Annotated in this window: 17 protein-coding genes and 1 tRNA gene; 11 read left to right on the top strand and 7 right to left on the bottom strand. The window is 57.4% G+C overall.

The window, feature by feature from the left end; genetic code table 11:
- The 3 genes from HKD31_RS12805 to HKD31_RS12795 all read right to left on the bottom strand — a co-directional run.
- Positions 1-99, bottom strand: a 99-nt coding sequence (locus HKD31_RS12805; RefSeq protein WP_194265156.1) for a DUF1656 domain-containing protein, incomplete at its 3' end; no start/stop codon positions are given.
- Positions 100-290: 191 nt separating this feature from the next.
- Positions 291-725, bottom strand: coding sequence for a hypothetical protein (locus HKD31_RS12800; protein ID WP_194265366.1), 435 nt, complete (start codon positions 723-725; stop codon positions 291-293).
- 77 nt (positions 726-802) lie between these two features.
- Complete coding sequence (locus HKD31_RS12795) at positions 803-1,081, bottom strand: hypothetical protein (protein ID WP_024717271.1); 279 nt, start codon at positions 1,079-1,081, stop codon at positions 803-805.
- An 86-nt stretch (positions 1,082-1,167) separates the two neighbouring features.
- Between HKD31_RS12795 and HKD31_RS12790 the strand changes: the two genes are divergently transcribed.
- From HKD31_RS12790 to HKD31_RS12760, 7 genes are all read left to right on the top strand, one after another.
- On the top strand, positions 1,168-2,328 hold the full coding sequence (locus HKD31_RS12790) for an ABC transporter ATP-binding protein (protein WP_194265367.1): 1,161 nt from the start codon (positions 1,168-1,170) through the stop codon (positions 2,326-2,328).
- 196 nt (positions 2,329-2,524) lie between these two features.
- Entirely contained in the window at positions 2,525-3,565 is a 1,041-nt protein-coding gene (locus HKD31_RS12785; protein WP_370543927.1) for an extracellular solute-binding protein, read from the top strand.
- Entirely contained in the window at positions 3,562-3,969 is a 408-nt protein-coding gene (locus HKD31_RS12780; RefSeq protein WP_062493553.1) for a hypothetical protein, read from the top strand. Before HKD31_RS12785 ends, HKD31_RS12780 begins: the two co-directional genes overlap by 4 nt.
- The gene (locus tag HKD31_RS12775; protein WP_194265369.1) at positions 3,966-4,457 is read left to right on the top strand and encodes a YcgN family cysteine cluster protein; all 492 of its coding nucleotides are present in this window, start codon (positions 3,966-3,968) and stop codon (positions 4,455-4,457) included. Before HKD31_RS12780 ends, HKD31_RS12775 begins: the two co-directional genes overlap by 4 nt.
- Before the next feature lie 4 nt (positions 4,458-4,461).
- Complete coding sequence (locus tag HKD31_RS12770) at positions 4,462-5,145, top strand: M48 family metallopeptidase (RefSeq protein WP_194265370.1); 684 nt, start codon at positions 4,462-4,464, stop codon at positions 5,143-5,145.
- Between the two features lie 7 nt (positions 5,146-5,152).
- Positions 5,153-5,238: transfer RNA gene (locus HKD31_RS12765), tRNA-Leu, on the top strand.
- 89 nt (positions 5,239-5,327) lie between these two features.
- The gene (locus HKD31_RS12760; RefSeq protein ID WP_194265371.1) at positions 5,328-6,701 is read left to right on the top strand and encodes a DUF6538 domain-containing protein; all 1,374 of its coding nucleotides are present in this window, start codon (positions 5,328-5,330) and stop codon (positions 6,699-6,701) included.
- Positions 6,702-6,938: 237 nt separating this feature from the next.
- On the opposite strand, the gene HKD31_RS12755 is transcribed toward HKD31_RS12760, so the two are convergent.
- The gene (locus tag HKD31_RS12755; RefSeq protein WP_194265372.1) at positions 6,939-7,961 is read right to left on the bottom strand and encodes a DUF2806 domain-containing protein; all 1,023 of its coding nucleotides are present in this window, start codon (positions 7,959-7,961) and stop codon (positions 6,939-6,941) included.
- Positions 7,962-8,695: 734 nt separating this feature from the next.
- On the opposite strand from HKD31_RS12755, the gene HKD31_RS16110 reads away from it, so the two are divergent.
- Positions 8,696-9,034, top strand: coding sequence for a DUF6538 domain-containing protein (locus HKD31_RS16110; protein WP_228120686.1), 339 nt, complete (start codon positions 8,696-8,698; stop codon positions 9,032-9,034).
- Here the strand turns inward: HKD31_RS16110 and HKD31_RS12745 are convergent.
- Both HKD31_RS12745 and HKD31_RS12740 read right to left on the bottom strand, forming a co-directional pair.
- Positions 9,006-9,749, bottom strand: a complete 744-nt coding sequence (locus HKD31_RS12745; protein WP_194265373.1) for an SDR family oxidoreductase — start codon at positions 9,747-9,749, stop codon at positions 9,006-9,008. The genes HKD31_RS16110 and HKD31_RS12745 overlap by 29 nt on opposite strands.
- Positions 9,750-9,810: 61 nt before the next feature.
- On the bottom strand, positions 9,811-10,644 hold the full coding sequence (locus HKD31_RS12740; protein WP_228120698.1) for an SDR family oxidoreductase: 834 nt from the start codon (positions 10,642-10,644) through the stop codon (positions 9,811-9,813).
- Between the two features lie 115 nt (positions 10,645-10,759).
- On the opposite strand from HKD31_RS12740, the gene HKD31_RS12735 reads away from it, so the two are divergent.
- Positions 10,760-11,668, top strand: coding sequence for a LysR family transcriptional regulator (locus tag HKD31_RS12735; RefSeq protein ID WP_194265375.1), 909 nt, complete (start codon positions 10,760-10,762; stop codon positions 11,666-11,668).
- Between the two features lie 45 nt (positions 11,669-11,713).
- Here the strand turns inward: HKD31_RS12735 and HKD31_RS12730 are convergent, their stop codons facing one another.
- Positions 11,714-12,628, bottom strand: coding sequence for a LysR family transcriptional regulator (locus HKD31_RS12730; protein WP_194265376.1), 915 nt, complete (start codon positions 12,626-12,628; stop codon positions 11,714-11,716).
- A 118-nt stretch (positions 12,629-12,746) separates the two neighbouring features.
- Here HKD31_RS12730 and HKD31_RS12725 point away from each other — a divergent pair, with 118 nt between their 5' ends.
- Positions 12,747-14,012, top strand: a complete 1,266-nt coding sequence (locus HKD31_RS12725; RefSeq protein WP_081107244.1) for a serine hydrolase domain-containing protein — start codon at positions 12,747-12,749, stop codon at positions 14,010-14,012.
- Positions 14,013-14,036: 24 nt separating this feature from the next.
- A complete protein-coding gene (locus tag HKD31_RS12720) occupies positions 14,037-15,059 on the top strand; it encodes a zinc-dependent alcohol dehydrogenase family protein (RefSeq protein WP_228120684.1) in 1,023 nt (340 codons plus the stop codon).
- Positions 15,060-15,087: the final 28 nt, after the last annotated feature.

Below are 15,087 nucleotides of genomic sequence, written 5' to 3'. Positions count from 1 at the left end.
CAGGATGCTTCGAAGCAGTAACGTCACAAAGACCGCCGCTACGGCATAAATGGAAAGCGGTGCAACGAAAACGCCAAACAGGTCAACTTCAGCCAGCATCAGGAACCGACCTTACCGTCAACCACCAGACTGCCACACGCCAGACTGTACGCCAATTCGTCCACAACGCTCCTCGCTCAGCCACATCGACTCCCACTCAGTGAAGCAGTAGTCGGTGGACTGGCGAAGTGCTTACGCCATTACGCGGAGACTGACTATATGGCTTTGATCAATATCAGCCACAAAATGTCTTATTTTCTGAGACCGAACAAATTCCGCACAATGGCAAACAGACGGGCGATGGTGAAACGGCCGGCCGGTCCGAAGACCAGCCCTGTCAGTGCCGCCATGGCCAGAGACTGCTTGAACTCGATGAACTTGCGGTCACGGCGGATACGGGCCTCGATTTCCACCGGATCAGGGATGGAACGGGCGGCCAGAAGTCCGAAGATCACGACGAACAGAAGATCCACGCCGATCACGCAGAGCGCGGACTTCACATAGCTCAGCTCTGCGACATCAATGAAGAATGCCCACAGGAACCCGTGAAATGAGATCGCTGTAAAGAACAGAAAGACTGCCGCGACGATGCCATAGGCCACCCTGCGGCCGATTCGCATTGCAGAGCGGGAAAGAATCTGCCCCTGGGCTGAAAGGACATCCTGTCCGAGTTCGATAGGCTTCATGGAAAGTCGCTTGCCTCTTCTTCAGGACGGGGCCGGACGAGATGCCGTCCGTCCCCCGCCTGGAAAGAACCGGGCTGTTACTTGGAGAAACGGCCGGCGAAGAAACCGACCACGGCCGAAATCAGGACGGCTGCAATCGGACGCGCCCGCACACGCGTCGAAACATTTTCAATTTCATGATCCGTGATTTTGCGGGCATTTGCAACGGCATGGTCCGTGCGGTCAGCCGCATCAAGCAGAGCGGGGTTGATGCGGTTGTTCAGCAGTTCCTGCAGCTGGTCCCGCAGACTGTCGATCTGAGCCTGTGTGGTCTCGGTTGCCACTTCAATGTTATCCTTGACGCTTTTACGGCTCATGTTCAAACCCCTTCTTGAATATCCGGTCAGATCTGTTCTGGCCTGATTTTGTTTCGCCTATAACGATCCATTCTCCCAGAGGTTGCATGTCAGGCCTGTCCGGCGTTTCCCGCATGGCTCCCAAGCAGAGGAGCACCCGCCCCTCCCGCCCGAAGCCCGTGCTGGAAGTAGCCGGCCTGCGCGCGGCCATTGATGCACCGCCCGTCGACCTGTCGCTCCAGCCCGGCACAACCCTGACCCTGTTCGGAAACCAGTCCGAGGCCCTGTCGCGCCTGCTGGATGTGCTGGCCGGGTTCTTGCCCTCTCTGGGCGGCACCATCACGGTCAGCGGCGAGAACGTGACGTCCCGTCCGCCCGCAGAGCGCCGGATGCGCATCGTGAGTCCGCGGGACCCGCTTTTTCCGCATCTGGACCTTCGGGACAACATCGCCTTCAGTCTGCGCGCCAGCCGACAGGGCCGAACCGAAGCCCGTGCGGCCGCCGGACGGATGATCTCCCTTCTGGGACTGGACGGCATCGCCGGCCTGCGCCCTGCGGAGCTGAGCCCGGAACAGTCCCTGCGTGTCAGGCTGGCCCGCGCCCTTGTCACGTCTCCGGACGTACTGCTGCTGGATGATCCGCTTCATACGCTCGATCCCCACGCCGCACGCCGCATCCCGATCCTGCTGGGCACTCTCTCCCGCGCCCTGAATCTGAGCGTGATCCAGAGCGTCTCGCGCCGCGAGGATGCCCTGCGTTCGGGCGGCGAAATCGCCGTCTTTCATGACAACCGGCTTTTGCAATGTGCAGACGCCGCCCGTCTTTATGACCGTCCGGACTGCCTTGAGGTCGCGACCCTCTTTGGCGAGACCAACACCCTGCCGGGTCAGGTGCTGGATATTGGCGACGACGTGGCGCGCGTTCATCTGGCCTGTGGCGGCATCGTGGACGCGATGGCCGCCGAAAACCTGGCTGAAGGACAGGAATGTCTTGTCTGTGTCCGCCCCGACCGGATTTCACCCTTTTTCGGAGCCCAGGGCCTGGGCATGGACGAAGAGGGGGAGACGCCCGTCCGCGGTGTTCTGACCGACAGCACCCATTTCGGGGATCATATCCGCATGCGGGTCCGCTGCGCCGAAGGAACGGAAATTGAGCTGCGCCGTCCGCCGCTTCAGGCCCAGAAGATCCCTGCCCCGGGAACCGCAGTGCAGCTCGCGTGGCCCGCCGCCCATGCGACAGTCTTTCCGCCCGGCGCCGGGATGTATTAAAGTGCGCCTGTCCTGTCCGGACGCCTGTAAACAGTTTCCTTTTCCAGCAACCCACCCTTCCAAGGATCCTTTCGTTCTGACCCGGTCCGCTTTCCCCTTGCGACATGTCTTCCGGACATCCGGTCGGGTCCCCCGCAGGAGTGGCCCGCGCCCTCTGTGTCTCTGCGCCCTGCTGCTTCTGTCATCCCTGGAGCCTGTGGCTCAGGCTGCGTCCACGCGTTCGTCACATGATGCCACCGGCATCAGTACGTTTTTCACGTCTGTCGGACATGGCATCACATCCGTCTTCCTGCCCGGCTCCGCGTCGGCGCACGGACATGAGCACGGCCGGCACCGGCGCAGGATTGTCCATCGTCGCGCGGCGGCGCCCGTTGCCCCTGAACCCGGCTTCGGCGTTCCGGAAGGCACGATCGCAGCGCACGCCCTCACCTCCAGTGACAACACCCTGCGTCTGGTGGAATGGGACGGTCAGACGACAACACTCCAGACCGGCTCCCATGCCGCGAAACCCGCATGGATGGCCGTTCTCGTCACGGGAACGCAGCTGGCGCAGGCCTGCGCGGGCGGATGGGTCCATACACTGGACGACAGCCCCACCTGCGGCATCCCCGGTGGTGTCAGCGACCTTGCCCTGACCTGGGACCGCTCACGGCTGGCAACAGCTCCGGGCTGGCAGGATTTCTGGGACGTAGCCCGCCATCCGGGACGACGGGGCCTGCATTTCGGTGCCAGAACAACACTGGAAATTGCCCTGCTGGCCGATGGCGTCGCGCCGCAGGACATCTATCCTACCCTTTCGACGCAGTCCGGTGTGGATCGCGCCTTTCGCAAGCTGGACCTGCTTCGCCCCTATATCGTGTGGTGGACGACAGCTGCCGACGCCGCACGCATCATGGAACAGAGCAGCGCCCTCATGCTGAGCGCACCGAGTACGGAAGTGACCAGTGTCAGTTCCCGGGTTCAGGCCGGGGCTGCAAGCTCGCTCTTCGTTGCCGGCACCCAGAACGTGCTGCGGACGCCGCTTTTCTGGGCCATTCCCGCCAATGTTCCCGCGGACAGTGCCCACCGGACACTCGCCCAGCTCAGAATGCATGCTCCCCATCTGGAAGACATGCCCGGACCGGTTCCGCCAGGAAACACGCCGACGTTCCTGACTGTCAGCGACACGTTCTGGTCCCAGCATGGTGAAGCGCTCGAACAGCAGTTCGAAGCACGTTTCGCACCGCAAACACCATGATGTCGCTCGCATTACGGCTCAACCTGCCCGCAATCCTGACAGGGCTTCTCGGGGCCTGCGCCGTGATCGCGCTGCTCATGCGCGTCCTGCCCGCTCGGGTGGTGCGACGTCTGGGATTGCTGCTGCTCCTGCCCGGCCCCGGACTGGCCCTTGCACTGGCCAGCATTCATTCCGGTCTGGGCTGGCTGGAAGGCATGCTCATCGCGCCGGCGGTCGTTTTTCCAACCGGGGCGACCCTGCTGACCCTGCCGCCAGGTACAACACGCGCTGCCATCGGACTGGGCGCCGACCTGCCGACACGTCTGCGCCTGATCTGGTTTCCGCTCCTTCTGCCATCCGCTTTTCTTTCCATTCTGCTCGCGGTCGTTTTCTGCGTCGCCTGCGCCCTGCTGGACCACCCATGACTTCTCCCACTGCGCCTTTCTGGCAAACCGTCCCTCTGGACCAGATGTCTTCCGAACAGTGGGAGTCCCTGTGTGATGGCTGCGGTCGCTGCTGTCTCAACAAGCTGCGCGACGAAGACACTGAAGAAGTCATTTACACGAACGTCGCCTGCCGCCTTCTGGACACGCATACCTGCCGCTGCACCGACTATACCGACCGCCATCGCAAGGTCCCGGACTGCGTGACCCTCACGCCGGAACTTCTGGCCGAAATCGACTGGCTGCCCCCCAGTTGTTCCTATCGTCTGCTGCGCGACGGATTTGATCTTCCGGACTGGCACCCTCTGCGGACGGGCAATGAAAAGGGCGTGCACAGTTCCGGCGCCTCGGTCCAGGACCGCTGCATCAGCGAGCGTCGCGCCGGACCGCTGGAAGACCATCTGGAAGACTGGCCAGGGGAATGGCCGGACCGCTCCCCGCTCTGTCATGCGCTGAAGCGTAAGGGCTGAAACCATGCTTCCCCCGACCGTTCCACTTATCTGGAAACGTTCGACACGGGCCAGACGCATTACACTGCGGATCGAGCCCGTCCGGGGCGAAGTCATCATCACGGTTCCCGAGCGCATCAGCCGGGACAGGGCACTGGCGTTCGTTCATCAGCAAACGGAGTGGATCACCAATGCTCTAGCCGCATTGCCGGAAAAACAGGCGCTCGCTGACGGCTCAGAGGTCATGATCGAAGGGAGAAGCATCCCTATCCTGCATGAACCCACGGCCCGGCGCGGCTGCTGGCTGGATGCGGAAGGACTTCATGTCAGTGGGGAAGCCACACACACGGAACGACGCGTCCGCGATTTTCTTCAGGCCATGGCAAAAGAACGCCTGACACAGACGCTCCAGACCCATTCAGCGAAAATGGATCTGCACCCTGCCCGGCTCGACCTGCGCGATGTCCGGACCCGATGGGGCAGTTGCACGCGTCAGGGACGCATCATGCTCAGCTGGCGCCTGCTGATGGCTCCCACGGAAATCCGGGATTATGTGGTCATCCACGAACTGGCCCATCTGAAACACTTCAATCACGGCCCCGATTTCTGGGCCCTGGTCGACCGTTTTATTCCGCAGGGCCGTACAGGACGTCTTGCAGCGGAACGCTGGTTGAGAGAAAACGGTACCGTTCTCCTGCGCGCAGCATGAGGGCTGTGCGAGCTTGGCGGAATGGTAGACGCACGAGACTTAAAATCTCGAGTCCGCAAGGGCGTGCGGGTTCGAGTCCCGCAGTTCGCACCACAGACACCTGAAATAGCACGATTTTTCGGCTGAATGAGGGGCAAAGACTGTCTTTGCTCCATCGTCCTTCCCCATCGAGGGAAGATTTTATGCTCCGTGTCCGAGGCACTACCTACCACTTTCGCCGTATCGTTCCCCCTGCCCTGCGAGCAGCCTTAAACCGGCGGGAAATCTGGGTTTCCCTGAAAACCGGCTATCAGAATGAAGCCCGAAAACGGGCATCACTCCTTCACGCCAGAACCACAGAATTATTCTCTCAGGCCCATCTGACTCTCTCTGAACCAGACGCGTTAGGCAGGCTTGAGGGACTGCGGGTTGCACTGCGGGATTTGCAGAGCGTGAACCTGCCTTCATCTGCTCAGGAAACGGGGTCAATGCCAGTTTCAGCACCGAGACCCAAATCCCGACGACCGAGCAAACAGACCAAAGCACCCAAAGCCCAACCCTTGATGCTTTCCGGTGCCCTGAAACGCTTTGTCTTGGATAGTTCCCATGCCAGCGCTGACACTAAGAAAGCCACCCAGCGGGCCGTAGACCTCTTTCTACAAGCCTTTGGGGATGCCCCTGTGTCCATTATCGGTGGCGAGAAGGCCGGAGCATTTCGAGACCTCCTGTTTTCCCTCCCCGCATCACTAGGTAAACGCAAAAGCAGTCTTACCCTTGAAGAAGAGGCACAGAGAGCCAGAGAAGAAGGTTTACCAACCCTGAGTGGGAAAAGTGTGAAAAACCACATGATGCGTCTCTCTGCCCTCTGGAACCAGTTACACCAGCGGGAACTGGTCACACGTAACCCGTGGACAGGCTGGAATTTCGAGAATGGACAGAAGACCATACGCAGAAGCTGGACGACAAAGGAACTCGCTTTGCTGGCGTTAGCCTCATGGCATAGTACGTCCGCGCCAGAACAGACCTTCCGGCTGGTCACCCTTATTGCAGCCTATTCGGGCATGAGACTGGGTGAAATCTGCACCCTGAGAAAAGAAGACCTCCAGACCGTCGAAGGTATCCCTTGCTTCCTTATCCATCCTCACAGCGAAACCGGCTGGGCACCCAAGACAGAAGCAGGCACCCGCATTGTGCCAATACATTCGAAGCTAATTGAAGCTGGTGTGTTGGCACTAAGAAAGACCAACGACGGCCCTTACCTCATCCCCGGTTTGGAGACTTCAAAGCAGGGCGTCAGGGGAGCAGCGCTGGGGCGGGCTTTTTCATTGCTCAAGACCCGCATTGGTCTGCCAGCCGAAATCACCTTCCACTCGTTCCGGCACACGGTATCGACCCAGCTCAGAAATGCGGATGCCAATATCCGGGAAGTATGGATTGACCGCCTACTTGGTCATGAAGCCACTCACAAAAGTCAGGGCACCACAACCTATTTGACCAACATCTCGACAGCCAATTTGCTCCAAACCATAGAAGCAATAAGCTACCCGGAAACAGCCTTCAAAAAGGGAACGTTTTAAAAGGGAGCCAGCAGTGTCAAATGGCTACCCATTCGACATCTGGCAAGGGGGAGTGACCTCCCCCGTTGACCCCCTGAAAGACAGAAAAAATTTCACGTTTTCTAAAACTCGATGTAGATATATAGTTAATTTTCCAGTCAATTATGAGAAAAAACAATCTTATGCTCAAAGGGTTCCGTCCGGTGCGATTGCTCTTTGGTGCAATATAGAGAATAACGACGAAAATCGATTAGGTGTTTACTTTCTCTCCCAAGAGGAAATTGGATTCGTCTCACAACTTAATTCATTTTTATTCCTATTTGTTATTCTATGGATAAAATATCCTGAGACAGAGATATTTTCTTTTAGTGCTTCTTCTATTTTAGATATTTTATCAGGGTTTCTTTCTGTTTTATCAATTATTTTTATAAGCTCTCGTCCTACGTCAGTCAGAAATATTGCGTTTATCCTTAATTCAGTTATGTTCTTTTTATTTGTTTTTACCAATATGATAAACTCTTCATCCATCAATTGGCCGAATTCAGCGGATTCGTCACTAAATACTGATACAAGAGGGGCAGAAATGCCGTTAATCAGTCCCGCATTTTCTAGCTTCAAGAGATCTGAGAAGTTTTTGGATTTATATTCCTTAGGAAAGTAAATCGCGTCACCCATAAGAAACGAAGATATTTTTACAAAGTGCTGGGCAGTTTTCTGATCAATCTCAGACAAGAGGCGTAAAGTGGATATAGAAAAACGTCCGGGATGCCTTATTTCTCCGGAAAAAATGCGACCCCAAAGCTGTCGAGCATATTCTGAAGTAGCTTTCTCTGCATATGATAAGAAGAAATTGAGCCAGTCTTCATCCAGAGCTTCATTTGTATCGGAGCTATTTGTGTATTTTTCACTTATATCTTTAGAAGCTTTTTCCGCTACGGCATCTTTGTTTTGCTGTTTACGATAAGCATCTCCCATTACGTCAATGATCACACGCTCCATTGAATCGGGATCGGCAGATATTTTCTTCGCAATATCAGGTACAAGAAGTTCAAGAACATGTTTCTGCGCTTCGGACTTATGATCTTCTCTCTTTATGCTATCATCGACATCGGCGTTTTCTTTTTTATCTTCTCGATCCCAACGATGGGTAAATTTTCCCGTTAAGCGGTCAAAGCCTTGTCCACAGCGATTTTTGACCCCTTCTGGGATCATATTCCACACTGCTGGCAGTGTCTGTCCGCTAACGGCACCTATTATAATACTACTAAGATCAGCAGCCATATCTAACTCTCCGAGAAAACATTATTTTTCCAGCGGAGGGCGAAGTTATAATTAGGGCGCTACTCCGTGATTGAACATAAATTTACTCGATTTATTAACACTAGCCAAGCTTGCGATTGCGATAATAACCCAAGACCCGGTGTTGCGTGAGGAGAGCTGAGTAAGAAAATTATAGCTGGAATTATTGCGCGTTAACCGCTTGTGTAGAGTGTGTCGCCAGTGAAATCTGATGACAATAGGAACGAGTGTAGGGCTGCTAGGAAGGTTTATTTGAGCTTGTCATAGCGTGTTGTAATGCCTCTGGACGGTTTCAGTCTGAAAAAGAAACATTCAATGAAGTTTCGTTTTTTATAAAGCGCGAGCAGGATCTTTCGTGGATTTCACCGGTTTTTATTGGACAGGGCAATCGGTGTGATGCCTCGATCTTTGAATTTTTCGATAAGGGGATATCCAAAAAGAGACTTAGCTACATGCATGTGTTCAATTTACATCTCTTGACTGCCCCATGGGTTTGCCCGCACAGTGAACCCGCAGTCACCATGCGAAGGATGATCTCTTCTGAAATTATCGTTCTGTTTCAATGACTTGTCTGACCAGTTGCGAGCAAGAAGAGCGGGTTCGAGTCCCGCAGCTCGCACCACATATAAGTTATTGAAAATAAACGACTTTTAAGGTTTTCAACAACCCGGAGCCCCCATTCTTCTACAAAGGGCTTCTACAAAACGAGCCCTGTTGTGCTGATTCGTCTGCAATCCGGTTTGCATTTCAGACGCGGGATTCCCGCTCGCTTTCAGACGGCATTGGGAAAACGGGAAATCTGGCACTCTCTGGACACCCTCGACAGAAATCTTGCCAGAACCCGTGCCTGTGTCATGTATGGACTGACCTCTCAGCTTTTCGAGTGCATCAGTCTGACCATCAAGCACGCCCAGAAGGCTTATGAAGGAAAGTGTCTGATGGCGGACGCTCTTTTGTCCGTCACCAACACAGTTCATCCATCAGCAGATACTCCGCAGATCCTGTTTGAATCTGTAATACAGGCCATCAGAATTCCTGCGCCGTTGGGCGGATAATGATCTCATTGACATCAACGTCAGGTGTCTGGGAGATCGCATAGTGGATTGCATTGGCAATGGCATCAGCACTGATCGCGGCCGCAGCATACATACCGTTTACCGCATCTTTGGCCGGACCATCGCTGATATGAGTCGGCAGTTCGGTTGTCACGGCGCCAGGAGAGATGATGGTACTGCGGATGGCGGGGCCAGCTTCCTGACGGAACCCTTCGGAAATCGCGCGAACCGCAAACTTGGTCCCGCAATAGACCGTGAATCCGGGTCCAACCTTGTGTCCGGCCACCGACGAAACATTGATGACATGGCCAGAACCCTGTTTCTGCATGACCGGCAGAGCTGCCGCGATACCGTAGAGTACGCCCTTGATGTTGACATCGATCATACGTTCCCACTGATCGATCTTCCGATCGGCAAGTGGGGCCAGCAACATGACGCCGGCATTATTGACGAAAACGTCAAGGCGTCCGAATTGAGTGACCGTCCGGTCAACGAAAGCCTGAACCTGTTCTTTCCGCTGGACATCCAGTTCAAGCGCAAGGGCTTTTCCGCCTTCGCGCTCGATATCCGCCACAATGGCAGAGAGACGGTCCATCCGGCGTGCGCCAAGTACGACGAACGCGCCAGACCGCGCGAGCAGACGTGCCGTCGCCTCCCCGATCCCGCTGCTGGCTCCGGTAATGGCTACAATTTTGCCCTGAAGAGAATTATTCATCGAACCTGTCCCTGCAAATATCTGGATGATTGATTAAAAATACGTCGACCCTGACGCGTTTTTACGAACTCGCATCCGTCGAGACGGCAATGTCTTTCTGAGCTTCAAGCAGTTCAAGCCGCTTTGCCAGCGCCTCATGCATCAGTCTGTAGGCATCGCTGCCGAGGGCCAGACGCAGGGGAGCGGGAGAAACATCCACGCTGGCGATCATCTCATGAACCATTTTTTCCGGATCTCCGATCGGCGTATAGGATTCATGAGCAAGAACTTCCCGACGTGCACTGAAGGGAAGCGTCTGATACGCCTCAAGCGGATCGGACATCACCATGCTGCCTCGACCAAATTGCGTCCGTGCGGCTCCCGGCTCGATCAGTGTCGCCTCGATCCCGAATGACGCGACTTCCTGCACAAGGCTCTCGAAGAAACCTTCAATGGCCCATTTGCTGGCATGATAGAGACCCAGGCCGGGAAATGCGATCTGCCCTCCCATTGACGAGAGCTGAAGGATACGGCCTCCACCCTGGGCACGGAAATGCGGCAGGGCAGCACGGACAACTGCGATCGAACCAATGACATTCGTATTGATCTGATCACGGATCTGAGCATCGGAGACTTCTTCCACCGCACCGAACAGACCATAACCGGCATTGCTGACGACGACATCAATATGTCCCAGCCTTGCAAAAGCCTGATCGACAACCTGGCGGACCATCTGCGTATCGGTGACGTCCAGCGCTACCACATGCAGACGGTCAGAATAGCGGGCCTGAAGAGCGTCGAGCGCATCGCGCCGGCGCAGGGTCGCGACGACTGTGTCACCGCGCTCAAGAAGACGTTCGGTCATGATACGGCCGAACCCCGAGGATGTTCCTGTAATAAACCAGTTTCTGGACATCATGTACGTTCCCGATTCATGGCCCCAGAACCCTGAGGCGACTGCCATGCACTCTGGCCTGACGGGATAGGTGGGTCTATGTGTTGAAAGCGGCATGGACTATTGAAAAAACGCCATGAATAAGACTCCCAGTCTGCCAGAATTGAATGCGTTTCTCGCAGTAGCGCGGCATGAGAGTTTCCGCGCCGCCGCGGACGAACTCGATCTTTCGGCATCAACGCTCAGTCACATGATCCGTGCCCTCGAAGAACGCCTGGGTGTGCGTCTTTTCCACAGGACAACACGCAGTGTCGCCCTGACAGCAGCAGGGGCCCAGTTTTCCGAAAGTCTGGGCCCCATTCTTTCCAGCCTCGGCCAGACCCTCGCCACGGTTGGGATGCTGAAAACCAAACCTTCCGGAACACTGCGAATCAATGCTTCCAGAAACGCGGCCCGCACCCTGCTGAAAGAAATCGTACCCCCTTTTCGACAACGCTATCCGGATATCCACCTCAACCTCGTGACCAACGGTCGCTTCATTGATATCGTGGCGGAAGGATTTGACGCGGGTGTCAGGCTGGCGGAGGCCATCCCGCAGGACATGATCGCCATAAGGTTTGGCGGGGAAGGCCGCTTCGTGGCGGTTGCCTCCCCCGATTATCTTGCCGCGCATGGCCTGCCGCAGACACCTGATGATCTGAAGCATCACGCCTGCATCCGCTTTCGGCTGCCCAGCGGCAAAATCTACCGCTGGGAATTTGCCCGTTACGGCCAGGAGCATGACGTGGATGTCCCCGGGGCGCTGACGCTGGACGACATGGACCTCATGGTCGAAGCGGCCACTGGCGGACAGGGGATTGCATTTGTTTCGGAAGACACGGCACGCTCAGCCCTGGCAGCGGGGAAACTCACGACCATTCTGAACGACTGGACTCCCACTTTTCCGGGATACGCACTCTATTACCCCGGCCATCGGCTTGTGCCGCCTGTACTCCGGGCATTCATCGAGGTCCTGAAAGACCATCAGCACCATCGCATGACATGACCTCCAGCGCGCGTCGCCGTTTCGTGTCTTCCCGCGACAGGCCCCTCACCTCACACCCCATGGGGGCGTACTGCCAAACGCCCCCACGAGAAAGTCGATCATGACACGCACTTTCGCGGGCGGAGCACGGTCAGGAGAATACAGCAGATGCACGCCGCCCAGTTCTGCTGACGGCGCATCGAGAACAAGCACCTCCAGCGCACCCGTCCGGACGGCATCGGCCACGATGAAGTCCGGCTCGTAAATGATCCCGAGCCCGGCGCTGGCACAGGCAACAAGCGCATCACCATTATTCGCACACATGGGACCATGAACGGAAACCCGCCTGTCCCGGAAGCGCCCGTAGAGCCATTCTTCCGGCTTGGCGATACCGGACAGCGAAAACCCCAGACAGTCGTGCCGGGACAGATCCGTCCAAAAGCGGGGCCTGCCCCGTCGTGACAGATAATCCGGCGACGCGCAGATCATCAGTTCACTATGCGCAAGCCTGCGGGAAATGAGGCGACTGTCCCTCAGACGCCCGACCCGGATGGTCAGGTCCCACCCTTCTCCCGTCAGGTCCACAACCCTGTCATTGAGGCCGAGATCAACCATCACCGCCGGATGCTGCTCATGAAACGCCGGAAGCAGGGGCGCGATGTAGCGTACCCCCAAAGACAGAGGAACATTGAAACGCAGAACGCCAGACGCCTCGACGCGCTGTGAAGCAATCTGTGCCTCGACTTCTTCCAGTTCCGGCAGAAGACGCAGGCACAGCTCCAGATAATGCTGGCCGGCTTCCGTCAGGCTGAGCCTGCGTGTGCTGCGATGACACAGCCGCACCCCAAGCCGTTTTTCAAGCGCATCCAGATGCCTGCTGGCCATCCCCGGTGAAAGACCCAGCTCCCTGCCTGCGGCCGAAATGCTTCCGGCCTGCATTGCACGGGCAAAGAGCTGCATGCCGGTAATGCGATCAAGCATGTATTCTTTACTTTCAGTACAAACTGAATCCCGTTTCATCCGGATTATGCCCGGAAATGAACAGGAATACGATAGCGCCTGCAGGTGACTCCCAACGAGCAACACGAAGGACGTTCTCATGCGACAGAAAACAGAAACCGGACATTCCGCCGCTCCTGTCAGCCGGCGCAGCATTCTCGGAACAACACTGCCCGCCGCCGCATGGCTTTCATCAAGATCATCGGCCTCTGCTGCGGAAGTATCCACGTCCTCCGCCCGGACCACTGCGATCGACAGCGTTCTTCAGAATGCCGTGCATTCGGGATCACTCGTCGGCGCGACGGTTCTGGTCTCGGAACACGGAAAGATCGTCTACGAACGCGCCTTTGGCTCGGCAGACCGTGAAGCCGGTATCGCAACGCAGACCGGGACCCTGTTCAGGCTGGCGTCAATGACCAAACCCGTCATCTGCGTTGCTGCCCTGGCCCTGATGGAACAGGGCAAACTGTCCCTGGACGCACCAGTCACGCAATGGCTGCCCGACTTCCGCCCCGCACTCCCGGACGGACGGCAGCCCGTCATCACCATCCGGCACCTCATGACGCATACGGCCGGACTGGGCTACGGCTTCCTGGAGCCGGAAACGGGCCCCTATCATCGCAAGGGCATCTCGGACGGACTGGACCACGCGCGCCTCACGCTTCAGGAAAACATAGCCCGGATCGCTACCGTGCCCCTGCTTTTCGAGCCCGGAACGGCCTGGCACTACTCGCTGGCCATTGATGTGCTGGGGGGCGTGATCGAACGTGTCACCGGCCTCACCCTCCCCACGGCCATCAGGACACTCGTCACCGGCCCGCTTGGCCTGACCTCCCTGGCCTTCAGCATCCCGCAAGGCACGCCAATCGCCGTGCCTTATGCCGACGGGGGCACTGGCGGAGCCATACGCATGACGGACCCGTTCCAGCTCAAATTCGGACCGGGTCATATTGTCTACTCTCCCTCCCGCGCCTTCGATCCCGCCGCATGGCCATCCGGCGGTGTCGGCATGGTGGGAACGGCGGGAGATTATCTCCGCTTTGCCGAAGCCATCCGGACTGGAGGTTCGGGGGTTCTGAAGCCGGAAAGTGTTGCCGCCATGACGACCAATGCCATTGGCACCCTGCCGGTCGGAGCCGCAGGGCCCGGCTTCGGCTGGGGACTGGGCGTCGCAGTCCTGACAGACCCCACCAGAGCCGGACTTCCCCTCTCGCCCGGCTCCTGGAACTGGTCCGGCCTTTATGGAACAGGGTTCTGGGTCGATCCGGCGCGCGAACTAAGCGCCGTGGCCCTGACGAATACGGCTGTTGCAGGAATGTCCGGCTCCTTCCCACGTGCCCTGCGCCATGCCGTCTACACGGCCTGATCCTTGCCTTTCTCGAGGAAAAAGATGATGGACGCCTATGAAATCCAGGCCGGAAGCGGCCTGTCCAGCCTCAAAAAAACAAACCGGACATCGCTCCCGCTGCCTGCCAACGGTCTGCGTCTCCGCATGAAAGCTGCAGCCCTGAATTCCCGGGACCTGAGTGTTGCACGCGGCCAGTTCACCGGACTGCAACCCCATCCGGTGGTCCCGCTGGTCGATGGGTGCGGAGAAGTCGTGGAAACAGGCCCGGATGTTACCCGTTTCCGGGTGGGGGACCGCGTCATTCCCACCTATTATCCCGGCTGGCTGGACGGAAGGATATCCCCGCACAAAACAGCCGCATCCTTCGGAGTCCAGATCGACGGGACGCTGACAACAGAAATGGTCGGACCGGAAAACGGTTTCACAAGAGCACCGCGAAACCTGGACGATGCAGAGGCGGCCACATTATGCTGCGCGGGCCTGACCGCCTGGAATGCCCTTTTTGTCGCAGGCGCCGCCCGACCCGGAGCACGCGTTCTGCTTCTGGGCACCGGAAACGTCTCCCTCATGGCACTCGTTCTGGCAAAAGCCGCGGGGCTGTCCGTCCTCATCACCTCGTCACAGAACGAAAGGCTCCAGCGTGCACGGGTCCTGGGAGCTGATGAGACGGTCAATTATCGGCTGAACCCCGAATGGCAGGAGGACGTCCTGCGCCAGACAGGGGGAACAGGCGTCGATCTCGTACTCGAGGTCGGCGGCGAACACACCCTGCCCCGCTCCCTGAAGGCAACAGCCGTTGGCGGACGTGTCGTTGTGATCGGAAGGCTGAGCGGTGGCGGCGATGTGCCCATATCAACAGGCGCACTCATCGGTGGGAGCCGCAGTCTGAGCGGTATCACCGCCGGCAGCCGGACCATGCTGGAAGATCTGATCCGCTTCGTCGAAGTCAACGGGATCCGGCCCGTTATGGACACGCGCTTTTCGTTTGAAAACGCCGCCTCAGCCTATGAGCATTTCGCCTCTGACCGTCCCTTCGGCAAAGTGGCCATCACGATCGACTCATGACCTGCCTGAACACTGTAAGAGAGACTCT

Origin of the sequence: Gluconobacter potus, from assembly GCF_015244705.1 — a bacterium.
GTDB classification, from domain to species: domain Bacteria; phylum Pseudomonadota; class Alphaproteobacteria; order Acetobacterales; family Acetobacteraceae; genus Gluconobacter; species Gluconobacter potus.
Note: the sequence above shows the minus strand (reverse complement) of the source record. Positions and strands in the feature narration are given on the sequence as shown.